Genomic DNA, 26016 nt, shown 5'->3' on the forward strand with positions numbered 1-26016 from the left:
TCATTCCCCGAAAAATTATTCCGTAATTATTATACCCTCATTCTCCGCATTATCCCCCGTAATTTTAAAAGAGTTCAGAACGGGGTTTTCCCTGTCCATCAGCGAAAGGATAAGATAGCTTGCCTTGCTGTCATATGCAAGGCGCTTGTCCTCCTCGGAGGGACGAGAGGGAGACTCGGGGTGGGAATGCCAGTTTCCCAGCGGAACAAGACCGTTTGCACGCATATCCTTAACCGCCGCAAGCTGTTCTTTGGGGTCAAGGGAAAAATGCTCGTTGGAGTGGTCGATGTTCGTAAGGATATAGACCTTTTTTATCTCCTTGCCGCTTTCGGTTATCTCGCCTGCAATAAGTCCGCATGCCTCTTCGGGAAGAACGCTTTCTGCGTGCTTCAGAATGGTATTGAAATCAGCTCTTTTTAAGGTTATCATAGGAAATCAGTCCTCATTTGTAAGATGAACGCCGTCGCATTCGTGCTGCTCATAGTCGATAAGCTCCGTAATGGTGGGGTGCTCGCCGCAGACAGCGCACTTTGAAGTGTCCGAAGGAAGCTTAACCTTGCGGAATTCCATTGTAAGTGCGTCATAGGTAAGCAGATATCCCGTAAGAAGCTCGCCCTGACCGATAATGTACTTAACAGCCTCCATAGCCTGCAGGCTGCCGATAACGCCGCCCATCGCACCGATAACGCCTGCCTGCTTGCAGGTGGGAACAGCGTCCTTTGGAGGGGGATTTTTGAAAACGCAGCGGTAGCAGGGGCCCTGTCCGGGAACATAGGTCATAAGCTGACCCTTGAAGCGGATAATTCCTGCGTGGGAGAAAGGCTTTTTCGCCATAACACAAGCGTCGTTTATGAGAAACTTTGCAGGAAAATTGTCCGTGCCGTCAATGATGAAATCATAGTCCGCAATAAGCTTGGAAATGTTCTCGCTTGTAACGAAGGTGCGGTAGGTCTTGACGGTAACATCGGGGTTTATAGCCTCCATAGTTTCCTTTGCGGACTGCACCTTAGCCTTGCCGATATCGGCGGTGGAGTGGATTATCTGCCGCTGGAGATTGGAAAGATCGACCTCGTCAGCATCAGCGATACCGATAGTGCCTACGCCTGCCGCCGCAAGATACATTGCCGCAGGAGCGCCAAGTCCGCCTGCGCCGATGATAAGGACCTTTGCATTAAGAAGCTTTTTCTGTCCCTTTGCACCAACCTCTTTGAGGATTATGTGACGGGAATATCTTTCAAGCTGTTCGTTTGTAAATGCCATTTTCGTTTCCTCCGTTTATTAAATTAAAGGGAACCTCCGCCCATAAAATACAGAAATTCAACGCTGTCCCCGTCCTTTAAAACGGTGCTTTCAAAAGCGCCGCTCTCAACAAATTCATCGTTTATTGTAACTGTAACATATTCGGGAGTCTCCACCTTTTCGTCAATAACAAGCTGTGCAACGGTAAGACCGTCCTTAACCTCTTTTTTCTCTCCTGCAACTGTGATATTCATAGCATTTTTCTCCTTATATTATGGTCAGATTTTTTCTATTTCCGAAACTATCTCGGATTTTTTCACCGCACCATTTATGCGGGAAACTTCCTCTCCGTCCTTGAAGAATATGAGTGTGGGAACGGACATCACACCGTATTTTTCAGCAAGCTCTGCATCGAAATTTATGTTTATCTTAACAAGCTTTACCTTGTCTCCCTGCTCTTCCTCTATCTCGGCAAGAACAGGAGAAAGCCTTTTGCAGGGAACGCAGCTGTCGGAATAAAAATCCGCAATAACAGCCCCTCCTGCATTTTTTACCTCAGTATCAAAGGTATCTCCGCTTACACGAACCGCCATCTCAGTCACCGACCTTCTGTACAATGAGAGTGAATGTGCCGTCCTCATTGTTAATGAGCTTCAGTATCTTGTGACCCTCTTCCTTAATGCTTCGTGGAACGTTCTGAACAGGCTCGCCGTCATTCATCTTCACCGCAAGGATCTGTCCGTCATCAAGCTCCTCAAGAGCCACCTTTGCTTTTACAAAGGTTGTGGGGCAAACCACATCGGTAATATCCACATTATCGTCAATATTAAAATCTATATCAGCCATTGTAAACCTCCAGAATTTTCTTTTCAAATTTATCTCTGCCTACCCTGTCAAGGGTGAACTTAAACCGCTCACCGGCATTTGCATTTTCCGCAAAAAATTCAATTGCAGCGTCGCATATTTTCAGAAGCTTTTCCTTGTCCTCGATAAAGGGGATAACAGCCTCGCCCTTGCTTATGCTGTTTCCGAAAAGTCCGCCGAAAGAAACGATATATCCGTGAACAGCGTCCCAGGCGTCTGTGGGACAGGCTTTGACGCATCTGCCGCAGAAATTGCACTTACCTTCATCAACGGAAATTTTTCCGTCCTTTATCTCGATCGCACCCACACGGCACGCCTTTTCGCAAACGCCGCAGTTAATGCAGTCGCTCTCACGCCATTTTACCTTGATACCGCCCTTAATGCCCAGGTCGTTTTCCTCGGCTTTAAGGCAGTTGTTCTGACAGCCCGTAATGCCGAATTTGAACTTGTGGGGAAGCTCCCTTGCGAAATATCTCTCGTCAAGCTCCTTTGCAAGAGCGTAGGTATCAATACAGCCCGAGGGACATATAGCCTCACCCTGACAGGCGGTGACCGTTCTTACACGAGGACCGCATACTCCGGGTTCAACACCGCCCTCAGCAAGCGCCGCCTTTACCTCGTCAATATCGTCAAGCTTGATAAAGGGTATCTCAACGCTCTGACGGGAAGTAAGATGAACGTGACCGTCGCCGTATTTCTCCGATACCTCAGCAATTTTCGCAAGCTGAGCAGCTGTAACATTTCCGCCCACAACACGAAGTCTCAAAGAGAAGTTGTTCTTCTGCTTCTGGCGCATAAATCCGCCCTTTTTAAGAGTTGCATAATCGACTGCCATATTAAATAACCTCCGTTTTATCAATAGCCTGCCTGAAATCGGCAATAAGATCGTCAATATCCTCAATGCCCACGCTTATGCGAATGGTGTCATCATAAACTCCCGCATTTACCTGCTGCTCGGTGGTGCTGTGAGTGTAAATGGTGCTTGCAGGGTGGATAACAAGGGTTCTCACATCTCCGATGTTGGTGGCTATACAGGCGTATTTAAGACTGTTAATAAGCTTGAACGCCTTTTCCTTGCTTCCTGCCCTAATGGTGATTATCGCACCGCCCATTCCTTTCAGCTGTTTTTCCGTAAGCTCGTGATATGGATTGGAATCAAGCGCAGGATAATTTACCGTTACCCTGCCGTCCTCCTCAAAAAATTCCGCAAGCCTTTTGGCATTAAAGCATAGCCTTTCCATTCTGAGTCCTAAGGTCTCAAGTCCGACAGAATTCAGATATGCGTTCATCGGTGCAAGACAAGCTCCCACATTTCTCCATATGCCGTTTCTGAGTTTAGCAAGATATGCGAATTTACCGAATTTCTTATATTCCTCAAAGCCCTTGTACCGCTTTGTGTCCCACTTGAAATTGCCGCTGTCGATTATAACTCCGCTGATGGAGTTTCCGCTGCCGTTTATGTATTTTGACGAGGAGTGAACGACAATGTCCGCCCCGAACTCAAAAGGATTTATGAGATAAGGCGTTGCGGTGGTGCTGTCGATAATAAGGGGAATGCCACGTTTGTGAGCCGCCTCGGAAACTGCTTTTATGTCCGTAACATTAAGCTTCGGATTTCCGATAAGCTCCGTAAAGACTGCCTTTGTCCTGTCTGTAGCAAGCTTTTCCACGCTTTCCGCCGTGACCTCGTCGGTGAAAACGGTCTTTATGCCGAAAGCCTCAAGATCACCGAAAAGGTCAATAGTCCCTCCGAAAAGAGCCGAGCCTGCGATAATTTCGTCTCCCGACTCCAAGATGTTTAAAAGCGACATCGTGACCGCCGCCATACCCGAGGAACAGGCAACAGCGCCTATCCCCTTTTCCATTGCGGCAACTCGCTTTTCAAAGGAGTCAACGGTAGGATTGCTTATTCTCGTGTAAGCAAATCCGGGAGCCTTGTTGTTAAATACCGCCTCAAGCTTTTCCGCCGACTCGTGAGCGAAAGCGCTTGACTGATAAACGGGAACAAGAGTAGAGCCTGTGGCTTTTTCTCCGTCAAAGCTCTGATGAAGCAGAGCGGTGTTAAAATTCATACTATCACCGGTTTCCTTTTAAATGAATACGGATTCTTCCGTGAGCGCCTCATTTTCAAGCAGCTGCGCCCTGCCGCCCGAAGTGACGAACATTCGGTAAACGAAAACGTAGACCTTTTCGCCAACAGAAACGCTCTGCTCGTCAAATCCCCGCCTTGCGGTAAGAAGAACGCCGTTTACCCTGACGGATATCTCAACGCTGCTTCCTCTGAACGCCGTTCTCTCAACGATCCCCTCGGAAACGGAGCTTTTGAATTTAAGGGGCTCGTTTTCCTTGAATATCTTAACAAACTCGGGACGGATAACAGCCTTGTCTGCATTTTCGATCTTTTCAAAGGTGTGAAATCCGCTGTAATCCTCAACCACCGCAGGCTGACCGAAGAAAGTAGCCGTAAAATCCGTTTCGGGGGAGCTGTAGACCTGCTCGGGAGTGCCCACCTGCTCTATCCGACCTTTGTTTGTAATGATTATCTCGTCTGCCACCTCAATAGCCTCGTCCTGATCGTGGGTAACGAAAATGCTCGTAACGCCAAGCTTTCTTATCATATCCTTGAGCCAGCTGCGAAGCTCCTGCCTTACCTTTGCGTCAATTGCGGCAAAAGGCTCGTCAAGTAAAAGCAGCTGAGGATTAGGAGCCAGCGCCCTTGCAAAAGCCACTCTCTGCCGCTGACCGCCCGAAAGCTGACTGGGAAAGCGCTTCTCAAGTCCCTCAAGACCGATAAGCTTTACAAGCTCCATAACCCTCTCCCGTATCTGCTCCTTGTCCTGCTTCATAACTTTAAGTCCGAAAGCAATATTGTCATAAACCGTCATATACCTGAAAAGCGCATAGCTCTGAAACACAAAGCCGATACCTCTCTGACTTGCAGGCACATCGTTTACCACCCTGCCGTCAATGATTATCTCGCCGCTGTCAGGATTTTCAAGTCCCGCTATCATTCTGAGAATGGTGGTCTTTCCGCTTCCGCTTGGACCTAAAAGACCGATAAGCTTGCCCTTTTCAATGCCGAAGCTCACATTATCGGAGGCTTTGAAGCTGCCGAAGCTTTTGTTAATATTTTTAAGCTCAATGTACATTCTCCGACTCTCTCTTTCCTATGTATTCCACAACGCTTCTTATAACAAGAATGATTATCGCCATCATCACGAGAATTGACGAGACCGCAAATGCAGGCACATACTTGAATTCGTTAAAAAGTATCTCAACGTGAAGGGGCAATGTGTTTGTCTTACCTCTCAGATGACCCGAAAGTACGGAAACCGCACCGAACTCTCCCATTGCTCTTGCGGCGCAGAGCACCACGCCGTATAAAAATGCCCATTTGATATGAGGAAAAGTTATCTTCCGGAAAATGGTGAATCCGTCAGCGCCCATAAGAGCCGCAGCCTCTTCCTCATCAGTACCCTCCGCCTCAAGAACGGGAATAAGCTCTCTTGAGATAAAGGGGAAAGTCACGAAAATAGTTGCAAGTATGATTCCGGGAACTGCAAAAACTATCTTTATGTCAAGCTCCTCAAGCAGAGGATAAATGGGGCTCTGCCTGCCGAATGTAAGCACGAATATGAGACCTGCGATTATGGGGGACACCGTTACGGGAAGATCAATAAGCGAACCTAAAAGCTTCTTTCCCTTAAAGTGAAACTTTGTAATGAGCCACGCCGCAAACAAACCAAAAACCGTATTTATGGCAGTAGCCGCCAGAGTAGCCTCCACAGTAAGTATCATAGCCTTGACTGTGTATTTGTCCGTTATCGCCTCAGCATAAACGGAAAATCCCTGCTTCAGAGCCTCGGTAATTACCGCAATAAGGGGCAGAACAAGCATAACGAAAATAAAGAAGAAGCTTATCCCGATAAGCAGCCAATTGACTGCCTTTGATTCCTTATGCACTCTTTCCGCCTCCCCTCAGTATCTTTGCATTTCTTATCTGAATAAGATTAACAAGGAAAAGAATGATAAACGAAGCCGCAAGCATTACAAGTGCGATCGCCGTAGCACTTGCGTAATCGTATTCCTGAAGCTCCGACATAATAATGAGAGGAGTTATCTCCGTCTCAAAGGGCTGATTTCCCGCAATGAAAACCACGCTGCCGTATTCACCCAGGCATCTTCCGAAAGCAAGCCCGAAGCCCGTAAACACCGCAGGCATTATCTCGGGAAATATGACCTTCCAGAAAGTCCTGCGCCTGCTTGCGCCCAGAGTAGCCGCCGCCTCTTCAAGAGAAGGGTCAAGCTTTTCAAGAACAGGCTGGACCGCCCTTACCACAAAGGGAATGCCTATAAAAACCAGCGCCACCGTGATACCGATTCGGGTGTATGCTATCTTTATCCCGAACTTTGCAAAAATGCTTCCGATAATACCCGTGTCCGCCGTAAGGGAGGTAAGAGCAATGCCTGCGACTGCGGTAGGAAGTGCAAAGGGCAGCTCTATCATACCGTCCAAAAGCCTTTTAAAGGGGAAATCATATCTCACCAGAACCCAGGCGAGCACCACGCCCATAACAGCATTGATAAGCGAGGCAATAAGCGCAGTCAGAAAGCTTACCTCAAAGCTTGCAAGTACCCTGTCTCTTGTGATAGTCTTGATAATATCGCTAAAGCTCATCTGAGCCGTAAATATCACAAGAGACGCCAGCGGTATCAGAACGATAACGCCGAGTATCGCAAGGGTCACGCCCATTGACAGCCCGAAACCGGGAATAATTCTTTTGTTTGACCTTTTCATAACCGTGCTAACGCCTCGCCTTTAAATATTACTTTTCTTCGTATATCTCGTCAAATACGCCGCCGTCAGCAAAATGCTTTGTCTGAGCCTCGTCCCAGCCGCCGAACTGCGCAATGGTAACAAGATTTACATTAAGGTCGAAAACGTCTGCATACTCATTCAGAATAGCCTCATTTGAAGGTCTGTAGTAATTGTCGCCCGCAATTCTCTGAGCCTCATCGGAATAAAGGTAATTCAGATACTCTGTAGCAGCCTCTCTTGTTCCTCTCTTGTCAACCACCTTGTCAACGATAGCCACAGAAGGCTGAGCAAGGATACTAACACTCGGTGTGATAATCTCGTAATCATCGGGATAATCCTTGATGGATAAGTAAGCCTCGTTTTCCCAGGCAAGAAGCACATCGCCCTGACCGTTCTCAACGAATGTGGTGGTAGCTCCTCTTGCGCCCGAGTCAAGAACCAAAACGTTCTGATAAAGCTTCTTAATAAACTCCTTTATCTGAGTCTCATCGCCGTTATAAAGCTTGTCTGCGTAAGCCCACGCCGCAAGGTAATTCCATCTTGCGCCGCCCGAGGTCTTGGGATTGGGTGTGATAACGCCCACACCGTCCTTCACAATATCGTCCCAGTCCTGAATGTTCTTGGGATTGCCCTTTCTTACAAGGAAAACAATGGTAGATGTGTAAGGAGCGCTGTCATTAGCAAATTCGCTTACCCAACCGTCCTCGATAAGACCTGCGTCTCTTACAGCGTTCACATCATACTCAAGAGCAAGAGTAACAACATCAGCCTCAAGACCGTTTGCAACTTCAAGAGCCTGCTTGCCCGAACCGCCGTGGGACTGAGTTATCTCAATGTCCTGACCGGTCGTTTCTTTCCAATGCTCTGCAAATACCTTGTTGTAAGCCTCATAAAGCTCTCTTGTGGGGTCGTAGGAAACATTTGTCAGGGTAACAATTCCGCCCGATGTACTGCTCTCAGAACCGCTCTCCGAGCTTGCCTCAGCCTTTGAGCAGCCTGCAAATGAAGTAAGTCCCACAGCCGCAGCGGATATTGCAATAAGTGATCTGTAAATATATGATCTAAAATTCTTTTTCATAGTAAATAACCTCTTTCTGTTTTTTATATGTGTTTAGCAAAGATCCGAAAAAGGTTAATTAACATCGTCCGAACCGGAAATTGGCTCTCACCAGACCTTCAAAATAACCGATCATAATATCAGCTCCGTAAAATCAAGTTTTACCGTCTTTTTTAAGACTAACGATATTATATCACGTTATTCCTACTATGTCAATAGGTTTTATATACTTTTGGCAATTTTATACAGAATAATCAAATAATCCCAAAAATTATATCCTTAATCGACAAATTTTTCCGTCCTGTCAAAGAAATACCGCCCCGTTTTATCGCAATATTCCGCCTTAATGCCTAAAGCCTCACCTAAAGCCGTACCCGAGGCTATTTTTTCGGGACTGTCAAATGCAATAAGCCTGCCCTCTTTCATAACTGCGATCCTGTCGGAAAATTTAAAAGCAAGCTCCGGGTCGTGCATTACCGTCACAATGGTCTTTCCCATATCCCGAAGCCTTGCAATAAGCTCTGAGATCTCAAGCTTGTGCCTGAAATCAAGATACGTAAGCGGCTCGTCAAGCAGTATGATATCAGCGTCCTGAGCCAGGGTCATAGCAATGCGTGCCTTCTGCTGCTGACCGCCCGAAAGCTCGTTCATCATACAGTCTGCAATGTCCGACGCTCCCGCCAGCTCAAGCGCCTCGTCCACCTTTGAAATGTCCTCCGCCGTATATCTCCTCGGATATCCAAGATAAGGAAATCTCCCGTGAGAAACCAACGACCTCACAGAAATACTGCCCACATTTTTCATCTGCTCAAGATAGGAAATTTTCCTTGCCAGGGCATTTCTCGTCATATTTTTAATATCCGTCCCGTCCGCAAAAACCGCCCCCGAGGCGCAGGGCATAAGACCTGCACACAGCAGCAGCAGCGTGCTTTTGCCGCAGCCGTTTGCGCCAATGACAGAGGTAATGCCGCCCTCGGGAAAAACTGCGCTTACGTCCGAAACAATAATGCGTTTCCCATATCCGCCGCTCACATTTTTCAGCTCAAGCATTATGCCTTGCCTCCTTTTTTCTGATAAGAAGCCATAAGAAAAAGGGCACTCCGATGTAAGAGACCACAATTCCCAAAGGTATCTCATAAGGGTCAAATATCGTCCTTGCAATTATGTCGCATAAAGCAAGGAACGCCGCCCCGATGACTGCGCAAAGGGGCAGCACGGCGGTATTCTCCGAGCTGCCTGCAATTTTTCTTGAAATATGAGGAACTACAAGTCCAACAAAACCGATAAGTCCCGAAAAGCTCACCGCCGCACCCGCAAGCACCGCCGCCGCAACAAGACAGATAAACCTCACAAGTCCCACATTCATACCAAGACTTCCTGCGGTATTTTCCCCGAGAGAAAGCACATCAAGGTCGTGGCTCAGCATAATTGAGACTGCAAGTCCTGCGATGATAAATATCCACGCAGGAAAAAGAGAGTTAAGATTAACTCCCGAAACGCCCCCCGCCTTAAAGGAAGCCACTCCCACCATAACATCGGGATAAAGCGCCGTCACCGTGTCAATGAAAGCATTCAGAAGACTTGAAACACCAATTCCCGTAAGCACAATGGTCATTCGTGAAGCCCCTGTCTTGCGAGCAATGCCGTAAACCAGCAGCACCGCCGCAAGGGCACCTAAAAATGCGGCAGCGGGAAGAAGCCCTGCCGCCGTCGGGAACAAAGAGGCGCAAAGCACAGTAAAAAGACCCGCACCCGAATTAACTCCGATAATGTTAGGAGCCGCAAGAGGATTTCCAAGCACCGCCTGAATGACCGCACCCGACACCGCCAGCGCCGACCCTGCAAGCATAGCCGCAATGAGTCTCGGCAGCCTTATGTACAGCACTATCCTCTCATCGGCAGACATTCCGGGGCTAAAAATATCCGCCGCCAGACTCACAGGCGATAACCACTTAGTGCCTGCGCAAAGTCCCAGCACCGCCGAAAGGAGCAAAACACATAAGCATATAAGAAGCTTTGGCGCAAAAGCCTTTTTCTTATTCATACAAAATTCCCTCAAGATATTCGTAAGCCTCTCCCCAGCGTTCATTTGGCTTGTAGTGGAACATATCCTTAGGCAGGAAATAAACCTTGCCGTTCTTAACAGCAGTCATCTCCTCCCACGCCTTGTTTGAGCCGAGAACAGCCTCATATGAAGCCACCGCAGCCTCCTCGTCCGCACCCATAGTGGTAACGAATACAAAATCGGGGTCAGCTCTCACAATAGCCTCAAGGCTCAGCTCCTCAAGGAGCGAGGTATCGCTGTCCGCAATGTTTACGCAGCCCAGGTCCGCAAGCATTTTTCCCGTCATATTATCGCTGTTTCTTGCCTTCACGCCTGTAGAATAAGCTCTGAGCAGCAGTATCTTCGGCTCACCCTTACCCTCCGAGCGCTTTACAGCCTCCTCGCAGCGTTCCCGAACAGCCTCGCCGTTTTTCTCATAAAGATCGGGTCGTCCGGTAATATCGGTAAAAATTTTCAGAGCGGAAAGATAGTCCTCAAAATCCTCAACATCAAAATAAGCGGTGGTAACTCCCGCAGGCTCAAGAGTATCCGCAAGCTCCACCTGATCGGCAATAGTGCTTGAAAGCACCGCAAAGTCCACCCCGTCCCCGATGATATTTTCAGCAGAAAGGATATGCACACCGCCATAAATCTTCACATCGTCCGAAAGCGTGAGAGTATCCCTGTCCACAGCGTCGCTTGTAACGCCGTAAAGCTCGCCCCCCGCAAGCTGCCATATCTCCGCCAGACTTCCCGAAAGAACGGCAGTCCTCTCAAAGCTTTTGACCTGAACCTCCCTGTTAAGGGAATCGGTAAAGGTGTAAACCGTCTCCCTGCTCTCATTATTTTCCCCGCAGCCCGAAAGCATAATTAACATTGCCGCAGCAAAAGGTATGAATGATAATTTCTTCATAATAAACCGCCTTTACATTTTATAATAAAAAGCTCCCGACCCTGCCGGAAAGCTCCGACAGGGTCGAGCAGAATTATTCGGAATATTTTCAAATCAGAATATAGCCACAACCGCACCGTTGTAAGTATCCTCAATGTACTTCTTTACCTTGTCGGTCTTGAGAGCATTAACAAGAGCGGTGGTCTTGGGGCTGTTTTCATCGCCGTTTCTTACAGCAATGATGTTTGCATAGGTCTGAGCAGCGCTGCCCGAAGCGTCCTCAACAGCAAGAGCGTCTGCAATGTTAAGACCTGCTGCAAGAGCATAGTTACCGTTTATAACAGCAAGAGAACCTGTATCGCTGTTTCCGAACTGAGCCGCAACGGTGTCAGCCTGAACGGTAATGATGTTGTAGCCCTTGTTGTCCACAATGTCAAGTGTAGTAACACCGTCAACCGCATTAGCGCCCTCGGGAAGATCAATAAGGTCTTCCTGCTCAAGAAGCAGAAGTGCTCTTGTCTCGTTGCTGTCGTCAGCAGGGATAATGATGGTCGCACCCTCGGGAACTTCCGAGATCGAGGCAACACCGTTTCCGTAAAGTCCGAAAGGCTCATAGTGGATAGAAGCGGCGGAAACAATGTCCGTTCCGTTAGCCTCGTTAAAGCTGTTCAGATAAGGAGTGTGCTGGAAATAGTTAGCGTCAAGAGAACCTTCATTAAGGGAAGTGTTGGGCAGTACATAGTCATCAAAAATAACTATCTCAAGCTCATACCCCTGAGCGGCAAGATCGTCCTTTACCTGCTCAAGTATCTCTCCGTGAGGAGTAGAAGTAGCGCCGACCACGATCTTTTCAAGAGCACCTGAAGCTGCTTCTGTTTCAGCAGCCTCCGAAGCAGCGCTCTGAGTTTCCGAAGCAGATGTCTGAGTTTCCGTATTGCCTGTCGAAGCGCCGCAGCCTGTTACAGCAGCGGAAAGAGCGAGAGTGAAGATAAATGCAAAAGTTTTTCTGAGATTTTTCATAATAGTGATTTCCTTTCATAAATAACAAGTTTTAGTTTTTCCGATAACAGCAAATGTCAACATCGCCGCATTCGGCCGAACCTGAAATTTGCTCTTACGAGCGTCTCAAGATCCCGTTTCATATTCTGTGTTTCCTTTCTATCTGATACGCTTGTCGGTCTTTCTTGCGATAAGCATACCCACTTCCTGAATTATCTGTACAATGACAATGGTAAGCAGAACGCATACCCAGATAATATCATCGTTAAATCTCTGATAACCGAAGCTTACAGCGATCATACCCAGACCGCCGCCGCCGATAGTGCCCGCCATAGCCGAGTAACCGAGAATAGTCACCAGCGAAATAACGCTGCCCACAATAAGCGAAGGCTTAGCCTCGGGGATAAGCACCCTGCAGATTATCCGCATATCCGAAGCGCCCATAGACTTAGCCGCCTCGATAACGCCGCCCCCCACTTCCTTAAAGGAGGACTCCGCCATTCTCGCCACATAAGGCGCAGCGGCAATAATAAGCGTAACTATCATAGCCCTGTTTCCGAGACTTGTTCCCGTAATGAGCTTCGCCACAGGGAGCATAGCCACCATCAGAATAACAAAGGGAATACTTCTGAAAATGTTCACCCCGATGCTTAAAATGCGGTATAACCAGGGCATAGGGTGAATGCCGTCCTTGTCCGATACATTCAGCAGAATACCCAGAGGCAGTCCGATAAGGTAGGAGAAGAATGCGGATATAAATGTCATATAAACCGTTTCCCATATACCCTTCTGAATAGTACCCGACTCCCAGAGCTTAATGAGAAGCTCAGACATTCTTATCCACCTCACTTTCGCTGTAGCTGTACTTGATATTATTATCCTCAAGATACCGTATCACCCTGTCGGCAACAGCCTTGTCATCGGGCAGACCGAGAATGATATGACCGCAGGCAACGCCGCCTATATCCTCCGTGTCCGCTTTCAGAATGTTAAGAGGAGCCTGACAGGTGAGGATAAGATTTGCAACAGTAGGCTTGAAGGAATTTTCCCCGTCAAAGGTAATTCGTATCACTCTGCTGCCCTTTATCTCGTCTGCGGTGTTCAACGAGGGAAGAATAAGCTTTTTGGCAATGTCCGACTTCGGCGAAGCAAAAAGTTCGCTTACCGGCGCAAGCTCGGCAATATGTCCCCCGTCAATAACAGCCGCCCTGTCGCAAATGCTTTCTATGACCTTCATCTCGTGGGTGATAACGATTATGGTAACACCCAGCTCCCTGTTCACCTTTTTGAGAAGCTCAAGAATAGAGCGTGTGGTGTCGGGGTCAAGTGCGCTTGTAGCCTCGTCGCAGAGCAGATATTTGGTCTCTGCCGCCAGCGCTCTTGCAATGGCAACACGCTGCTTCTGACCGCCCGAAAGCTGAGAGGGATAAGAATTTTCCTTGTCCGCAAGTCCCACCAGCGCAAGAAGCTCTCTTGCCCTTTTCACAGCGTCGCTTTTCGGCATCTTTGCTATCTCAAGGGGAAAGCAGACATTTTTTAAAACCGTTCTCTGCTCCAGAAGATTAAAGCCCTGAAATATCATTCCAATGCCCCGTCTTTTGATAAGCAGTTCCTTTTTTGAAAGCTTTCCAAGCTCGTCGCCGTCAATGACCACCCTGCCGCCTGTAGGGACTTCAAGGTAATTTATACACCTGACCAGCGTGCTTTTGCCCGCACCGGACAGTCCGATGATACCAAAAATCTCACCATCATTCACCGTTAAATTCACATCTGAAAGAGCGGTGAAATCTCCGGCTGCAGTATGAAATGTCTTTGAAAGATCTTCAATCTGTATCAATTATACAGCCTCCCGAATTTTTCCGAATATGGCACTTGCAAGCTGCCTGTGACCTGCCCTGTCAAGGTGTTCCCTGTCAGCAACTGAGGGAGAAGCAAATTCCGAAGCCGCAAGAAAATCGCAGCCTGTTTTCTGCGCAACCGAGAGGTACGCATCCCTCAGCCCCTTTGAGACCTTCACAGAGTTTTCGTCAAACGCCTCGTCATAGCCCTTTTCGCCAACGCCCTCCGCAAGATGAATGGGCGAGACGATGAGAATTTTAACATTCCCGTTATATTCCCTGACCTGGCGAACCAGCTTTTCCACCCCTGCCGCAATGTCGTCGGGGCTGTTCTTATAGCAGCTCTTGCAGTCATTTGTGCCGAGCATAATTATCACATACCCGGGAGTGTGGCTCTCAAGGAGAATGGGGAGAACATCGCTGCCCTTCCTGCCGGGGCGGTACAGATCGTCAAAATCCGTAGTCCTGCCGCACAGTCCCTCCTCGTCCACGTGAACTCCGAGCGGAAGGAGACTGCGGCTCAGAATACCCGTCCACCGCTCGCTGAAATCATATCTCAGCTTTGTTTCGGGGTCGTAGCCGTATGTATTTGAATCACCGAAGCATAAAAGATTTTTCATACCGCCTGCCGTCCTTTCTATCGGAGTTTTCCTTTGGTCTATGTATGTATTATATCACAGCTTTTCATATAAGTGAAATTCATATTTTCTATACTTAGCTATAAATTTTATTTATAGCCGACCTTGACTTCAGCAATAAAAAAGCTTATAATGTAATTACAAAAGCATTGCAGGAAACGGAAAAACCGCCCCCTGCGCCGCTCTTAATTATGCAGTATTATTATAGCACATTTGACCCGATTTGTCAACATATTTTCGGAACATTAGTTTTAACACAATGATTTTTGTACACCTGCATAAAAAAATCGACACCGATGCCGGCAATTTTAGGCACATTCGTGTTGACATAATTACAAAGGAGTGAACCGAAAACAATGACCCTTCAGCAGATAAAATACGCCATAACCATTGCGGACACAGGCTCGATGAATAGATCGGCAGAGCAGCTTTTCGTCTCCCAGCCCTCCCTGACAAGCGCCGTAAAGGAGCTTGAAAAGGAAATAGGCATAATGATATTCCGCCGCACCAGCAAGGGCGTAGTTCCCACAAACGAAGGTGCCGATTTTCTCATACGTGCAAGGCAGCTCTATCAGCAGTATGAGCTTCTGACAGACAGATACACCGCCACAGGAGCCTTCAAGCGCAAATTCGGCGTCTCCACCCAGCACTATTCCTTTGCGGTAAAGGCATTCGTGGAAACGGTGAAAAAATACGACACCATAAACTTTGAATTTGCCATTCGTGAGACAAAAACACTTGAGGTCATATCCGACGTGGGCACTCTCAGAAGCGAGATAGGCATACTCTACAAAAGCGACTACAACCGAAAAATAATCGGCAAGCTGCTGAATGAAAACGACCTTGAATTTTCCCCCCTGATAAACTGCCGTGCCTATGTCTACCTCTGGAAAAACCACCCTCTCGCAAAGGAGCCGTCAATTTCTCTTGAGCAGCTCAGAGACTTTCCCCGCCTGTCCTTTGAGCAGGGCGCCCAAAGCTCTGTTTTCCTTGCGGAGGAGATACTCAGCGAAAACGACTATCCCCGTACCATCACCGCCAATGACCGTGCCACCCAGCTAAATCTTATGGTGGGACTTAACGGCTACACTCTCTGCTCGGGAATAATCTGCGAGGAGCTCAACGGCTCGGAGTTCACCGCTGTTCCATTCCGTGAGGACGAAAACAACAGAAACGCCACAATGGAAATAGGCTACATCACCAAAAAACACAGCCGCCTCAGCGACATAGCGGAGGACTATATCGCAAACGTGAAAAAATATCTTGAAGGCGTAGAAGTCTGATAACATAAAATTGCGGCTCTCCTCAAAGGGAAAGCCGCAAATTCAGCTTGTCGATAAAGTGGAGAAATGAAAAAAGTTGCACAAATAAACATAACACTAAAAGTTTCGCTCAAGCCTTTTTCAAAGGCTTGCAGGTTTCCAAAGGGCGGCGCCCTTTGGTCGCCCTCCGCAGAGGGCGAAACCTCCTTTTATCCTTCAAAACGGAGCAAGGGGTGAGAAATGCGACAGCATTTCGAGGGGAGGCGAACACGACCGCCTCCCCTTGTAGAGCGATTGAGATAACTTACCCTCAAAAACGTTCCGGTGGAACGTTTTTGACGAAGCAATTTCTGCATTGATTTGTGCATATTATATGATTGTCGTTTCTTTTTCGACAGACTGAAATTGCGGCTCTCCTCAAAGGGAAAGCCGCAATTTTTTGATCAGTCATAATAGGGATACTGCGTGAAAGCCTCACCGCCCCTTCTATACTCACTCATCATAAAGCCCCTGCCGTATCACAGCCCCCGAATAAACGGGAAATCTCCCCGTCCGCTCAACAGTCTGCCCATTTATCATACCCGTATGAAATGAAATATGCCGAAACTGCAAAAGCACAAGCTCAAAGCGGGTGAAACTGCAATTACCGGGCTTTTCATAAAGCATACCGTCCGTAAGCCCCTCAAGATAATCACGAGTCTTCAGCCGTACTTCATTCAGATAACAAAGCAGTTCCTCATCGCTTAAAACCACATCACAAGGATCGTCGGGATTATCCATTCCCTCCTCGTGAAAGGAAGGCTCCTCGTATTCATTCGGATCAAAAAACCACTTGTCCGCCGAATGAATGGTGTGATAGGCATATCTCCACCCCGGTGCACCGCAGACAGGCGCATTTCTGTCATATGTCTTTAAAGCCGTTTCAAGATTTAAAAAATTTATCTCCGCCTGCTCTTTTATATAGCCGCATAACTTGTTCATTGTAAATTCTCCCCTCTGCTCAGAATTTCAGCCGTCAATTTTCTTAGAAAGTATCAGCTCATAAGGCTCTCCTGAAGGAGCAAATCCCCCGACGGTCTTGTAGCCCAGCCTGTTATAAAAATGCTGTGCATATTCATCGGAAGCGGTTGAAGTCATTACTATGACATAGCCATACTCAGCCATTTTCCGCTCCCGGAACAGGACAAGCTTTTTTCCAAAGCCCCTGCCACGATACTCCTCAAGCAGAAAAAGCATATTCATAAAAGGAGTGTTATCCCGGAACAGACCATATCTCAGCCACCCCGCAAAGCTTCCGCCGCACTCAAGAATAAATACCCGACCAAGCCCGATAATGCTTTCAAGCTCCGACCTGCTTATATGCCTGTCGAATGACAAAAGCAGCTCGGCGTCCGACTTGTTGGCAGTCCTGATAATTACACTTTTATCTTCCGGAATGCCCATAAATCTCACCCCTTAACATTTTTACCACATTTAAGATTATATCACAGATCTCACCGCTCTGCAATAATTGAAGCAAAAAAGCACAAACAAAAAAGGCGCAGAAAAGACCTCTGCGCCCTTATGTTCAAAAAATGCGACTAAGCCGATAAGCCGGGTTTTGTCGTGTGCGGAAATCTATCTGAGCGAATCGTCGCCGAAACGCTTTAGCCGTCATTACGGTACGCCTGCCGAGCAGACATTGACGTACACGTACCAATAGACGTTGCATCGGATAGGGTTTACACGGCAGCGGCGTCTCCGCCGCTCCGGTGAGCTCTTACCTCACCTTTCCACCCTTACCCCAAAGGGGGAAATATCCCGACAGGGGGAAATATCCCGACAGGGGGAAATATCCCGAAAGGGGGAAATATCCCGAAAGGGGGAAATATCCCGAAAGGGGCGGTATATTTCTGTTGCACTTTCCCTAAGGTCGCCCTCGGCTGCCGTTAGCAGCTACCCTGCTCTGTGATGCCCGGACTTTCCTAACTCAAAATGAGTTCAACCGCATAGCTTACTCGCAAGGATATTTTAACATATTTTTTTGAGCTGTCAAGAGGAAAAATCACGTATCAGCCGGATATCAGCTTCGGCCCTCTGTCAGGCTCTCAAGAACAATCACCCCCATTGTCAGAGGCAAAGTAAAGCTCACACTTCCCGACATAAAAAAGAACACCGCCGCAGTAATGCCGAACATAACATCTGCTGTTCGGAAAGCAGGAGACACATCTTTTAAAGGGCATAGCCATTCTGCGGCAGCGGACATTATCCTTCCACCGTCAAGCGCCGACAAAGGGAGCAGGTTAAAGAGCAAAAGGGATATGTTGATACCCGTGAATATCCTGTTACCGAAAAGGCAGCCTGCCGCACCGAGAAGAAGATTTACAAAGGGACCTGCCGCAAGCACGGATATCTCCGACAAAGTGTTTCTGAGAGACAGAGGTTCGCTTTTAAGCTTTACTCCGCCGCTGTAGAAGGTCAGTCCCCGTATTTTTATTTTAAGCGCTTTCATCGCTGCTATATGTCCAAGCTCGTGAAGAGCGCAGCACAAAGCCGCCATTGCCGCCGTTTCGGAAAATGCGCTTTGCAGAAGCAAAAGTGCCCACACCGAAAAAAATCCGAAGGTAAATCTGAAATGTATTCCACCTGCATAAAAATCAAGGCCGCTGTCCATATAAAAAATTTATCCTTTCGGGAAAATGATAGAAATAATATGCTTTTGCGGGGTAAAATATGACTGTGCGCTTTTATGCTTTCCGCTGCTGCAAAGGTCAAAGGAGTGCCCGCAAAAGCTTTGATATATGCGGTTTTGCAGGCAAAGCTTTGTTACATTTGCCAAAGCGGAAAAGACAAACCGCCAAAAGGTAACAAAACAGTTACGCAAAAGCGTGATTATTACAAATTAGTTACAAAAATCACCCCTCGGTTTTTACCGAAAAAAAGAAGACGGGTATTTTTTTGTACAGAATGACATTTATTTCAAATGTTCACAGAAAATTTCCGTCAGATTTATTAGAGAAAAATGCTTTTAATTTGACTTGCAATGTGCTATAATAGTTATTGCAATATAAATATTGCGTGCAATAAAATATTGCCGCAGAACAAAATTTGCGGCTACAGGAGATTTTACTTTGGAAAAGTTTATTATAAAAGGCGGCAGACGTCTTGAGGGAGAGGTCGTTATAAGCGGCGCAAAGAACGCTGTTGTGGCTATTATCCCCGCAGTTATACTGGCTGACGGTCCCTGCGTGCTTGAAAATATTCCGAATATCAGCGACGTTTCCATATCCCTGCGTATACTTTACGAAATGGGTGCGGACGTTCAGAAGCTTGACAAAAATACTTACCGCATTGACGCAGGCAACATCAAGGACCCTGTTGTTCCCTATGAGCTTGCACGTCATATGAGAGCTTCCTATTATTTCCTGGGAACTCTTTTAGGCAAATTCGGCAGAGCAAGAGTTTCTATGCCCGGCGGCTGTTACCTGGGCGACCGTCCCATTGACCAGCATCTCAAGGCTTTTTCGGCTCTGGGAGCCACCTGCACTCTGGATAACGGTATGATCGACATATGTGCCGATTCCCTTATCGGTGCACAGATATATTTTGATAAGATAACCGTGGGCGCTACCATCAATGCTATGCTCGCTGCCGTAAAGGCTACGGGTCTCACCGTTATCGAGAATGCCGCAAAAGAGCCTCATATCGTCGATCTCGCCAATTTCCTCAATTCTATGGGCGCCGATATTATGGGCGCAGGCACCGACGTTATCAAGATAAGAGGCGTTAAGCACCTTAAAGGCACAAGCTACGCCATTATCCCCGATCAGATCGAGGCAGGCACATATATGGTTGCGGCGGCTGCCACAAAGGGAAATGTGCTCATTAAAAATGTTATCCCCAAGCACCTTGAGTCTATTACTCAGAAGCTTGCCAAAATAGGTGTTAATGTGGAGGAGTTTGACGACAGCGTGAGAATTTCCGTTGACGGTCCTCTCGTTAAGACAAGCATCAAGACTATGCCCCACCCCGGTTTCCCTACGGATATGCAGCCGCAGATATCTACCCTTCTCTGTCTTGCGGAGGGCACGAGCATCGTTACGGACGAAATATTCAACAACCGTTTCCGCTACGTGGACGAGCTGAGACGTATGGGTGCGGATATTTCCGTTGAGGGCAGAGTTGCCGTTATCGAGGGTGTGGGAAAGCTTATGGGTGCTCCCGTTACCGCTCCCGATCTCAGAGCAGGCGCAGCTCTTATCATTGCGGGTCTTGCCGCAGGGGGCGTTACCGAGATAGACGATATTTACCACATTGAACGTGGCTACGAGGATATTGAGCACAAGCTCAGAGCGTTGGGTGCTGATATCGAGAAAAAGACTGTTCCGGGCAGCTCGGTGCGCAAGGTGGCGCTGTAAGAAGAATTATTTTTGCTGAAATAAAACGGCTCTCTCCGATTTTGGAGGGAGCCGTTTGAACATTCCAAACTCTTATTTGATAAATAATAGGATCGGGACTGCACCCACAAAATCGGCAGTCCCGCTATTTTATCAGTACAAAAATCCCCCTAAATGGGAAAGAGTCTCCGAAGCGGCGGCGGAGCCTGCGTTCATTGCCGCTGTAATGTCCCCGTCCTTTGCGTGGGAGCAGATGAATGCGGCGTGATAGCTGTCGCCGCAGCCTGTGGTGTCCTCCACTCTGCGGACGGGTACGGCTTTTACACGGTACTTTCTGCCCTTATGATATGTAACGCTGTCCTCTGCACCGAGGGTCACGTTGATGATACTGTGGTATTTTTCCGACCACCTCTCAAATACGGGCAGGATATCCTCGCTGCCGCTTATAAGGAAATAGTCGATATTTGGCAGGAGCTTTTCCATATTTTCAAAATCACGTCTTACATCAAGATCTGCCGCAAGCTTAAAGTCCGAATTTTCTTTGAGGGATACGACATCACCGAAATTGGGGCTGTGACAGTTGATAAAGACTATATCCGACGAACAGACCCTCTGCCTGTCCTCTTCGGACATCTGAAAGGTTCCGTAAACGCCGTTGTCCCAGGAATCTTCCTTGAAATATCTGTCACCCTCTGCGGTGAGGTAAATGCGGTTGGAGGCTGTCCTGCCGCCCTTTATAACGTGGACGGAGCTTGTGTCAACAGGCTTGTTTTCCACCGAGCGAAGTATCTCACGTCCGCATTCGTCGTCACCTATGGCTCCTAAAAGCCCCACCCTTATGTAGGGGAATTTGCAGGCGGCTGCGGCAAAATTCAGCGCTTCTCCGCCGGGAAATATCTTTCCGCTCCCGTCAAACACATCGGCGCACATTGTGGTCATTGCAGTTATTTTTATCATAGAGTTTTTTCTCTACTGTTTCGGGATTTTATTTATTATAATATATTTTGAAAGCTTTTGCAAGTGAAAAAATGCGGCTCAGTTGACATCGGAATAAAAAAGTATCGCCGGGAAAACAACGCTTTCCCGGCGATACCTGTCTGCTTCCGGAATTATTTATCCGTATTGATATAGCTTTTATAGCCGTTAAGATATATGGCTCCCGAAATAACGGTGAGGGCAGTCGATATCCAGATAAGTGTCTGTTCAACAGCCGTTACCCACATTTCATAGGAAGAGCTGTCCTTGCCGAAAATAACAGCAAAGAGGAGTATCACAACGATAGCCACCATCGTGAATGCAGTCTTGAGCTTGCCCCATATGCCTGCGGCGACTACAACTCCCTCTCCTGCGGTCACAAGTCTCAGTCCCGAGACCATAAATTCTCTTGCGATGATGATTATTACGGGCACCGCTCCCGCAAGTCCCATATCCACAAAGCAGACAAGTGCGGAGATAACAAGCACCTTATCCGCAAGGGGGTCTAAAAATTTTCCGAAATTCGTAACGAGATTTCTGCTTCTTGCTATATGTCCGTCAAGGGCGTCGGTTATGGAAGCAAGTGCAAATACAACAAGCGCCCAGAGACTGCTGAGCGGCACTATATCCGTAAGCAGGAAGAAAATGAAAAAGGGCACCAGCACTACTCTTGCAACGGTAAGCTTATTCGGCAGATTCATCTACAACATCTCCTATCAGGTCGTAGTCCATTATATCGTTTATATGCACGTTTACGAAAATGCCCGGAACAAGGCGGCGCTTTTTGGAGTTGAAGAATATCTTGCCGTCAATATCGGGAGCGTCTGCCGCACTTCTGCCAAAGTAACATTCGCCGTAGCGGTCATAGCCCTCCACTACTACCTCGATGGTCTTGTCACGAAGCTTCTGGTTTTTCTCGGTCATAATGACCATCTGCTGTTCCATAATGATATCCGAACGGCGCTCCTTTGTCTCCTCGTCAAGCTGTCCGTCCATAAGGGCAGCCTTTGTGCCTTCCTCTGCGGAATAGGGGAAGCAGCCCAAGCGGTCAAATTCCATATCCTTTACAAAGTGGGCAAGACGGTCAAACTGCTCCTCGGTCTCACCGGGGAAACCTGTTATAAGGGTGGTCCTGAGGATTATGCCCGGGATACGCTCTCTGAGCTTTGCAATAAGCGCTCTCAGAGTTTCCTCATTTCCGGGACGGTTCATTTTTGAGAGTATCTCACCGTCACAATGCTGAATGGGCATATCTATGTACTTGACTATCTTGTCCTCTTTTGCCATTACATCGATAAGCTCGTCTGTTATCCTTTCGGGATAGCAGTAGAGGACACGTATCCATTTGAGCTGGGGTATCTGACAGAGCCTTGTGAGAAGCTCGGGGAGCATTGGCTTGCCGTAGATATCCTCGCCGTAGCGTGTGCTGTCCTGGGCAATGACGATAAGCTCTCTTACGCCGTTTACCGCAAGCTCTGAAGCCTCAGCGCAGAGTGCTTCCATAGGCACGCTCCGCATTTTTCCTCTTATGGAGGGGATAGCGCAGTAGGAGCAGCAGTTTGAGCAGCCGTCCGCAATTTTCAGATATGAGTAGAATGACAGGGTGGTCTGAACTCTGCCGCCTGTCAGTCCTAAATTTAACTTATCGTCAAAGCTTGTGAGCTGATTGCCGCCCATTACCTTTTCAACGATATCGCAGATATGGTCATTTGAGCCTATGCCCACAACGGCGTCTGCTTCGGGTATCTCGGAAAGCACCTCGTCCTTGTAGCGCTCGGCAAGGCAGCCTGTGATGATTATCTTCTTTATCCTGCCCTCTTTTTTCAGTGTTGCAAACTCGAGAATTGTTTCTATTGCCTCCTGCTTTGCGGACTCGATAAATCCGCAGGTGTTAATGATGGCAACGTCCGCAAGGGCAGCGTCTCCCACAAGCTGATAGCCTTTTTCATTAAGCTTATATAACATTCTCTCTGCGTCCACCTGATTTTTGGAGCAGCCCAGAGAGACCATTCCTACTCTTATTGACATTTATATCATTCCTTTTTATGTGATATGGTCGCATACATTTTTAATTATACTACATCTCCCGGGCATTTGCAAGGGCTGAGAGAAAATTTTCATCAAATTTTCTTTTACGATTTTACGGAAATTTTCTATATCTCCATTGAAAAATAATATCGTATAGAGTATAATCAATTATAAATACCCAAAAAAGGAACGATGAAAATGATTATCAGAAAAGCTGCTGAAACGGACATTCCAAGACTGCTGGAAATTTACAATTACGAGGTCATAAACGGAGTATCCACTCTCGACCTCACGCCAAAGACCCTTGAGGAGTGGAAGGAGTGGTTTGCCCTGCATCAAACTGCGGAGCACCCATTGCTTGCTGCCGAAACAGACGGCGTAGTTTCGGGCTATGCCACTCTTTCGCCCTACAGGCAGAAGGAAGCCTACAAGACCACCGCCGAGCTGTCGGTATACATTGCTCCCGAATTCCGCAGGCAGGGTGTGGCTTCTGCGCTTATGAGGGAGATACTGAAGCTTGCCCGTGAGAACGGCTCTCTTCATCTTATCGTTTCGGTCATAACCTCGGGAAATGCCGCCAGCGAGGCTCTGCACCAAAAATTCGGCTTTTCCTACTGCGGCACTATCCACGAAGCAGGCTTCAAGCACGGGGAATATCGGAGCATTGACAATTACGAGCTGATGATCCGCTGACCGCATTTATCTTACCGTCAGGGGTTGACATTCAAAACAAACTGTGATATAATAAGAGCCGAATTATACTAAACTATTCAGTATCAGAGGTCGGGTTTATGTTCCGGAAAAACGCAAATCTTCAGTTAAGCAAAGGCAGCATTTTTACCTCCTGTGGGGATAGTGCGCCCTTTTGCAGGAGGATTTGTTATAAATATGCCCGATCGTAAACAGACTGAGCGGTAAATGAACACAAATCAAATAAAAGCTGCGCACTATCTCCTTAACGACTATTATCTGTTAAGGAGATCTTTTTATGAATAAATTTAAAATAGAAAAACAATTAAGGGGATTATATTCCTCGTCGGTGCTGAGCAATTTATCGCTTACGGGTGCCTGGGTGGCAATTCTGGCGGCGAGAGGCTACAGCTTGGTGGAAATAGGCATTGCAGAAACGGTGTTCCATATCGTAAGCCTTATTTTTGAGATACCCTCGGGCATATTCGCAGATGTGTTTGGCAGGAAAAAGATGCTTATGGTCAGCACAGTTATGAGAATGATAGGCAACATTATAATGATATTCTCACGCAATTTGTTTATGGTCTGCCTGTCAATAGCCTTTCAGGCACTGAGCTTCAATTTTTCCTCCGGCTCGGGAGACGCTCTTGCATATGACTCTCTGAAAATGGCAGAAAGAGAGAACGAGTTTGAGAAGTACGAGTCAAATCAGCTTATCATCTATCGCCTTTGCGGCGGCATTTCGACCCTGTGCGCAGGCTTTGCCCTTTATCTCGGGCATATGATATCCTACGGAACAGACCTTGTCACAGGAGTGATACAGATATTCATACTGTCGTCCCTTTGCGAGATACGGGCAGATGTCCGGGAAAATGCCGTACAGCGCAGGACCGCAAAGGAAACAGTCTCAGAGCTTGTCAGCTGCTTTAAGGAAAGCCTTGCCTTTCTGAAAGAAATTAAGAAAACAATGGGGCTGATGTTCTGCAATGCACTTGTGGGAGCGGCAGATATCCTGCTGCTGTTTTTCCTGCAGGCAAAGCTGCCCGAAAAAGGGATACCCGGGTGGAGCCTGGGCTTTGCCCTGCTGTTTATGGAAATGGGCGGCATTGCGGGCGCAAGGCTGATACTGAAAGCGCCGAAGCTTAAATACGCAACTGTGTTTGCCATAGCGTCAGGACTGGTTCTTTCGGGGCTTATTGCTGAACATTCCCCCTCTTGCCTGCTTATGGCTGTGGGCGGCTTTCTGGCGGCTGTGGGAGACGACGCTCTGCAGGTGAGGACAAATGCTAAATTACAGGATATGTTCCCCTCTGAGCAGCGTGCTACCCTTACCTCTGTGGAGTCATTTGTCTTTTCCGCCGTTATGATAGTTCTGTCGCCCCTTGCAGGCTTTGTATTTTCTGTATGGTAACAGTTGAATGTGACGGCTGAGATCCCGACCTCATTTCAGAATACCGCTTTGCCCTGTGCAGAGCGGTATTTTTTATCCCTCGGGATATTCAAATTAAACGGTATGCATATAAATAAAAAGTCTTGCGTATCCTTGTAAAATATGGTATAATAAAAATATTATCGGGAAAGGAGAGCCGCTATGAGCAGAAATTACAATTCCGACCCCAAGGGCAGGAAATTCATATCCGCAACAGCATTTCTGCTGACCATAGTGCTGCTGGTGCTTTTAAATATACTGCGGCTCTACGCTATGGATAAGTTTCCTCAGTATATGCCCGATACCCCTGCACTGCCCGTCAGAGTGATAAGTGCGCTGATGATAATTTTCGCCGCAGTATATGTGGTGTTCATAGTAATACTCCTGCCTATGTGGTACAAGTCCATACGCTATGTGATAAATGAAAAAGAGGTCATTTCCTATTCGGGTATATTCACCCGTACCTATCGGATAATGAAGCTCAGCTCCGTACAGCACGCAGTCCGCATATCCGCTCCCCTGTCACAATTTACGGGCTTTAACTTCATTTTCTTAAAGGCGCTTGGCGGAACTATGCCAATACTTTTCCTTTCGGACAAGGACTGCGGAGAGATACTTGAGCTTTTCCGTGAGCGGTGCGAAACGAAACCGCCCCAGCCGCAGGGAAAATATTTCGTGGAATATTCACCCGAGGAAAGCGGCTATGTTTATACCGACAGCTCCGAAATTCTCAGCTCCCGTGAGATAAGCGAGATCGCCGAGGATTTCGACAGCGTGACACAGCTTTCTTTCGAGGATATGTCCTCCGAGCAGCTGAGCTTTACCGATGTTGAAAACGGGACCGATGATAAGAAGTAAGGGGGGAG

At 47.5% G+C, this 26016-nt stretch carries 29 protein-coding genes and 1 other RNA gene; 5 read left to right on the forward strand and 25 right to left on the reverse strand.

The window, feature by feature from the left end; all coding sequences use genetic code 11:
- Positions 1 to 15: 15 nt before the first annotated feature.
- From ACR0QN_RS02540 to ACR0QN_RS02625, 18 genes are all read right to left on the reverse strand, one after another.
- Positions 16 to 429, reverse strand: coding sequence for a M67 family metallopeptidase (locus ACR0QN_RS02540; protein WP_432649622.1), 414 nt, complete (start codon positions 427 to 429; stop codon positions 16 to 18).
- Between the two features lie 6 nt (positions 430 to 435).
- Positions 436 to 1260, reverse strand: a complete 825-nt coding sequence (gene thiF / locus ACR0QN_RS02545) for a thiazole biosynthesis adenylyltransferase ThiF (protein ID WP_432649623.1) — start codon at positions 1258 to 1260, stop codon at positions 436 to 438.
- A gap of 23 nt (positions 1261 to 1283) precedes the next feature.
- Entirely contained in the window at positions 1284 to 1493 is a 210-nt protein-coding gene (thiS, locus tag ACR0QN_RS02550; protein ID WP_432649624.1) for a sulfur carrier protein ThiS, read from the reverse strand.
- A 24-nt stretch (positions 1494 to 1517) separates the two neighbouring features.
- Positions 1518 to 1832 carry a thioredoxin gene (trxA, locus tag ACR0QN_RS02555; protein ID WP_432649625.1) on the reverse strand — a complete coding sequence of 105 codons (315 nt, stop codon included), beginning with the start codon at positions 1830 to 1832 and terminating at the stop codon, positions 1518 to 1520.
- Between the two features lies 1 nt (position 1833).
- A complete protein-coding gene (locus ACR0QN_RS02560; RefSeq protein WP_432649626.1) occupies positions 1834 to 2085 on the reverse strand; it encodes a sulfurtransferase TusA family protein in 252 nt (83 codons plus the stop codon).
- Complete coding sequence (locus ACR0QN_RS02565) at positions 2078 to 2938, reverse strand: 4Fe-4S binding protein (RefSeq protein WP_432649627.1); 861 nt, start codon at positions 2936 to 2938, stop codon at positions 2078 to 2080. The genes ACR0QN_RS02560 and ACR0QN_RS02565 overlap by 8 nt, the downstream gene beginning before the upstream one ends.
- A gap of 1 nt (position 2939) precedes the next feature.
- Positions 2940 to 4175 carry an O-acetylhomoserine aminocarboxypropyltransferase/cysteine synthase family protein gene (locus tag ACR0QN_RS02570; RefSeq protein ID WP_432649628.1) on the reverse strand — a complete coding sequence of 412 codons (1236 nt, stop codon included), beginning with the start codon at positions 4173 to 4175 and terminating at the stop codon, positions 2940 to 2942.
- 18 nt (positions 4176 to 4193) lie between these two features.
- Positions 4194 to 5252: a sulfate/molybdate ABC transporter ATP-binding protein gene (locus ACR0QN_RS02575; RefSeq protein WP_432649629.1), complete on the reverse strand. Its 1059-nt coding sequence runs from the start codon at positions 5250 to 5252 to the stop codon at positions 4194 to 4196.
- Positions 5242 to 6066 carry a sulfate ABC transporter permease subunit CysW gene (cysW, locus tag ACR0QN_RS02580; RefSeq protein WP_432649630.1) on the reverse strand — a complete coding sequence of 275 codons (825 nt, stop codon included), beginning with the start codon at positions 6064 to 6066 and terminating at the stop codon, positions 5242 to 5244. Before cysW ends, ACR0QN_RS02575 begins: the two co-directional genes overlap by 11 nt.
- Positions 6059 to 6901, reverse strand: coding sequence for a sulfate ABC transporter permease subunit CysT (gene cysT, locus ACR0QN_RS02585; protein ID WP_432649631.1), 843 nt, complete (start codon positions 6899 to 6901; stop codon positions 6059 to 6061). The genes cysW and cysT overlap by 8 nt, the downstream gene beginning before the upstream one ends.
- Before the next feature lie 28 nt (positions 6902 to 6929).
- Positions 6930 to 8000 (reverse strand): sulfate ABC transporter substrate-binding protein, encoded by a 1071-nt coding sequence (locus ACR0QN_RS02590; protein ID WP_432649632.1) that lies wholly within the window; start codon positions 7998 to 8000, stop codon positions 6930 to 6932.
- A 258-nt stretch (positions 8001 to 8258) separates the two neighbouring features.
- Positions 8259 to 9029, reverse strand: a complete 771-nt coding sequence (locus ACR0QN_RS02595) for an ABC transporter ATP-binding protein (protein ID WP_432649633.1) — start codon at positions 9027 to 9029, stop codon at positions 8259 to 8261.
- Complete coding sequence (locus ACR0QN_RS02600) at positions 9022 to 10023, reverse strand: FecCD family ABC transporter permease (RefSeq protein WP_432649634.1); 1002 nt, start codon at positions 10021 to 10023, stop codon at positions 9022 to 9024. Before ACR0QN_RS02600 ends, ACR0QN_RS02595 begins: the two co-directional genes overlap by 8 nt.
- Complete coding sequence (locus ACR0QN_RS02605; protein ID WP_432649635.1) at positions 10016 to 10936, reverse strand: ABC transporter substrate-binding protein; 921 nt, start codon at positions 10934 to 10936, stop codon at positions 10016 to 10018. The genes ACR0QN_RS02600 and ACR0QN_RS02605 overlap by 8 nt, the downstream gene beginning before the upstream one ends.
- A 93-nt stretch (positions 10937 to 11029) precedes the next feature.
- Positions 11030 to 11935 (reverse strand): MetQ/NlpA family ABC transporter substrate-binding protein, encoded by a 906-nt coding sequence (locus ACR0QN_RS02610; RefSeq protein WP_432649636.1) that lies wholly within the window; start codon positions 11933 to 11935, stop codon positions 11030 to 11032.
- A 138-nt stretch (positions 11936 to 12073) separates the two neighbouring features.
- Positions 12074 to 12748 (reverse strand): methionine ABC transporter permease, encoded by a 675-nt coding sequence (locus tag ACR0QN_RS02615; RefSeq protein ID WP_432649637.1) that lies wholly within the window; start codon positions 12746 to 12748, stop codon positions 12074 to 12076.
- Positions 12741 to 13751, reverse strand: coding sequence for a methionine ABC transporter ATP-binding protein (locus ACR0QN_RS02620; protein WP_432649638.1), 1011 nt, complete (start codon positions 13749 to 13751; stop codon positions 12741 to 12743). The genes ACR0QN_RS02615 and ACR0QN_RS02620 overlap by 8 nt, the downstream gene beginning before the upstream one ends.
- Positions 13752 to 14372 (reverse strand): GDSL-type esterase/lipase family protein, encoded by a 621-nt coding sequence (locus tag ACR0QN_RS02625; RefSeq protein ID WP_432649639.1) that lies wholly within the window; start codon positions 14370 to 14372, stop codon positions 13752 to 13754.
- 374 nt (positions 14373 to 14746) lie between these two features.
- Between ACR0QN_RS02625 and ACR0QN_RS02630 the strand changes: the two genes are divergently transcribed.
- Positions 14747 to 15673: a LysR family transcriptional regulator gene (locus tag ACR0QN_RS02630; RefSeq protein ID WP_432649640.1), complete on the forward strand. Its 927-nt coding sequence runs from the start codon at positions 14747 to 14749 to the stop codon at positions 15671 to 15673.
- A gap of 471 nt (positions 15674 to 16144) precedes the next feature.
- Here ACR0QN_RS02630 and ACR0QN_RS02635 read toward each other — a convergent pair whose 3' ends face one another.
- The 4 genes from ACR0QN_RS02635 to ACR0QN_RS02650 form a co-directional block, all read right to left on the reverse strand.
- Positions 16145 to 16633, reverse strand: a complete 489-nt coding sequence (locus tag ACR0QN_RS02635) for a DinB family protein (RefSeq protein WP_432649641.1) — start codon at positions 16631 to 16633, stop codon at positions 16145 to 16147.
- A 27-nt stretch (positions 16634 to 16660) separates the two neighbouring features.
- Positions 16661 to 17095 carry a GNAT family N-acetyltransferase gene (locus tag ACR0QN_RS02640; protein ID WP_432649642.1) on the reverse strand — a complete coding sequence of 145 codons (435 nt, stop codon included), beginning with the start codon at positions 17093 to 17095 and terminating at the stop codon, positions 16661 to 16663.
- 130 nt (positions 17096 to 17225) lie between these two features.
- Positions 17226 to 17652: RNase P RNA component class A (gene rnpB, locus ACR0QN_RS02645), an RNA gene on the reverse strand.
- A 62-nt stretch (positions 17653 to 17714) separates the two neighbouring features.
- Positions 17715 to 18305, reverse strand: a complete 591-nt coding sequence (locus ACR0QN_RS02650) for a site-2 protease family protein (RefSeq protein WP_432649643.1) — start codon at positions 18303 to 18305, stop codon at positions 17715 to 17717.
- Positions 18306 to 18762: 457 nt separating this feature from the next.
- Between ACR0QN_RS02650 and ACR0QN_RS02655 the strand changes: the two genes are divergently transcribed.
- The gene (locus ACR0QN_RS02655) at positions 18763 to 20049 is read left to right on the forward strand and encodes a UDP-N-acetylglucosamine 1-carboxyvinyltransferase (RefSeq protein ID WP_432649644.1); all 1287 of its coding nucleotides are present in this window, start codon (positions 18763 to 18765) and stop codon (positions 20047 to 20049) included.
- Positions 20050 to 20181: 132 nt separating this feature from the next.
- Here ACR0QN_RS02655 and ACR0QN_RS02660 read toward each other — a convergent pair whose 3' ends face one another.
- From ACR0QN_RS02660 to rimO, 3 genes are all read right to left on the reverse strand, one after another.
- Positions 20182 to 20985, reverse strand: coding sequence for a carbohydrate kinase family protein (locus tag ACR0QN_RS02660; protein ID WP_432649645.1), 804 nt, complete (start codon positions 20983 to 20985; stop codon positions 20182 to 20184).
- Positions 20986 to 21137: 152 nt separating this feature from the next.
- A complete protein-coding gene (gene pgsA, locus ACR0QN_RS02665) occupies positions 21138 to 21704 on the reverse strand; it encodes a CDP-diacylglycerol--glycerol-3-phosphate 3-phosphatidyltransferase (RefSeq protein WP_432649646.1) in 567 nt (188 codons plus the stop codon).
- The gene (gene rimO, locus ACR0QN_RS02670; protein WP_432649647.1) at positions 21688 to 23031 is read right to left on the reverse strand and encodes a 30S ribosomal protein S12 methylthiotransferase RimO; all 1344 of its coding nucleotides are present in this window, start codon (positions 23029 to 23031) and stop codon (positions 21688 to 21690) included. The genes pgsA and rimO overlap by 17 nt, the downstream gene beginning before the upstream one ends.
- 198 nt (positions 23032 to 23229) lie before the next feature.
- On the opposite strand from rimO, the gene ACR0QN_RS02675 reads away from it, so the two are divergent.
- From ACR0QN_RS02675 to ACR0QN_RS02685, 3 genes are all read left to right on the forward strand, one after another.
- Positions 23230 to 23724 (forward strand): GNAT family N-acetyltransferase, encoded by a 495-nt coding sequence (locus ACR0QN_RS02675; protein WP_432649648.1) that lies wholly within the window; start codon positions 23230 to 23232, stop codon positions 23722 to 23724.
- Between the two features lie 295 nt (positions 23725 to 24019).
- Entirely contained in the window at positions 24020 to 25132 is a 1113-nt protein-coding gene (locus ACR0QN_RS02680; protein ID WP_432649649.1) for an MFS transporter, read from the forward strand.
- 180 nt (positions 25133 to 25312) lie between these two features.
- A complete protein-coding gene (locus tag ACR0QN_RS02685) occupies positions 25313 to 26008 on the forward strand; it encodes a PH domain-containing protein (protein ID WP_432649650.1) in 696 nt (231 codons plus the stop codon).
- Positions 26009 to 26016: the final 8 nt, after the last annotated feature.

It is taken from the genome of Huintestinicola sp. (assembly GCF_050874005.1).
GTDB lineage: Bacteria > Bacillota > Clostridia > Oscillospirales > Ruminococcaceae > Huintestinicola.

Coding starts and splice junctions, on each gene's coding strand:
- ACR0QN_RS02640 (WP_432649642.1), bottom strand. CDS start 17,095: ATGGGCATTCCGGAAGATAAAAGTGTAATTATCAGGACTGCCAACAAG.
- ACR0QN_RS02570 (WP_432649628.1), bottom strand. CDS start 4,175: ATGAATTTTAACACCGCTCTGCTTCATCAGAGCTTTGACGGAGAAAAA.
- ACR0QN_RS02590 (WP_432649632.1), bottom strand. CDS start 8,000: ATGAAAAAGAATTTTAGATCATATATTTACAGATCACTTATTGCAATA.
- ACR0QN_RS02630 (WP_432649640.1), top strand. CDS start 14,747: ATGACCCTTCAGCAGATAAAATACGCCATAACCATTGCGGACACAGGC.
- ACR0QN_RS02540 (WP_432649622.1), bottom strand. CDS start 429: ATGATAACCTTAAAAAGAGCTGATTTCAATACCATTCTGAAGCACGCA.
- ACR0QN_RS02600 (WP_432649634.1), bottom strand. CDS start 10,023: ATGAATAAGAAAAAGGCTTTTGCGCCAAAGCTTCTTATATGCTTATGT.
- ACR0QN_RS02575 (WP_432649629.1), bottom strand. CDS start 5,252: ATGTACATTGAGCTTAAAAATATTAACAAAAGCTTCGGCAGCTTCAAA.
- thiS (WP_432649624.1), bottom strand. CDS start 1,493: ATGAATATCACAGTTGCAGGAGAGAAAAAAGAGGTTAAGGACGGTCTT.
- ACR0QN_RS02560 (WP_432649626.1), bottom strand. CDS start 2,085: ATGGCTGATATAGATTTTAATATTGACGATAATGTGGATATTACCGAT.
- cysT (WP_432649631.1), bottom strand. CDS start 6,901: ATGAAAAGGTCAAACAAAAGAATTATTCCCGGTTTCGGGCTGTCAATG.
- ACR0QN_RS02675 (WP_432649648.1), top strand. CDS start 23,230: ATGATTATCAGAAAAGCTGCTGAAACGGACATTCCAAGACTGCTGGAA.
- ACR0QN_RS02610 (WP_432649636.1), bottom strand. CDS start 11,935: ATGAAAAATCTCAGAAAAACTTTTGCATTTATCTTCACTCTCGCTCTT.
- ACR0QN_RS02565 (WP_432649627.1), bottom strand. CDS start 2,938: ATGGCAGTCGATTATGCAACTCTTAAAAAGGGCGGATTTATGCGCCAG.
- ACR0QN_RS02660 (WP_432649645.1), bottom strand. CDS start 20,985: ATGATAAAAATAACTGCAATGACCACAATGTGCGCCGATGTGTTTGAC.
- ACR0QN_RS02685 (WP_432649650.1), top strand. CDS start 25,313: ATGAGCAGAAATTACAATTCCGACCCCAAGGGCAGGAAATTCATATCC.
- rimO (WP_432649647.1), bottom strand. CDS start 23,031: ATGTCAATAAGAGTAGGAATGGTCTCTCTGGGCTGCTCCAAAAATCAG.
- ACR0QN_RS02625 (WP_432649639.1), bottom strand. CDS start 14,372: ATGAAAAATCTTTTATGCTTCGGTGATTCAAATACATACGGCTACGAC.
- ACR0QN_RS02680 (WP_432649649.1), top strand. CDS start 24,020: ATGAATAAATTTAAAATAGAAAAACAATTAAGGGGATTATATTCCTCG.
- ACR0QN_RS02605 (WP_432649635.1), bottom strand. CDS start 10,936: ATGAAGAAATTATCATTCATACCTTTTGCTGCGGCAATGTTAATTATG.
- ACR0QN_RS02635 (WP_432649641.1), bottom strand. CDS start 16,633: ATGAACAAGTTATGCGGCTATATAAAAGAGCAGGCGGAGATAAATTTT.
- pgsA (WP_432649646.1), bottom strand. CDS start 21,704: ATGAATCTGCCGAATAAGCTTACCGTTGCAAGAGTAGTGCTGGTGCCC.
- ACR0QN_RS02595 (WP_432649633.1), bottom strand. CDS start 9,029: ATGCTTGAGCTGAAAAATGTGAGCGGCGGATATGGGAAACGCATTATT.
- trxA (WP_432649625.1), bottom strand. CDS start 1,832: ATGGCGGTTCGTGTAAGCGGAGATACCTTTGATACTGAGGTAAAAAAT.
- thiF (WP_432649623.1), bottom strand. CDS start 1,260: ATGGCATTTACAAACGAACAGCTTGAAAGATATTCCCGTCACATAATC.
- ACR0QN_RS02615 (WP_432649637.1), bottom strand. CDS start 12,748: ATGTCTGAGCTTCTCATTAAGCTCTGGGAGTCGGGTACTATTCAGAAG.
- ACR0QN_RS02650 (WP_432649643.1), bottom strand. CDS start 18,305: ATGGACAGCGGCCTTGATTTTTATGCAGGTGGAATACATTTCAGATTT.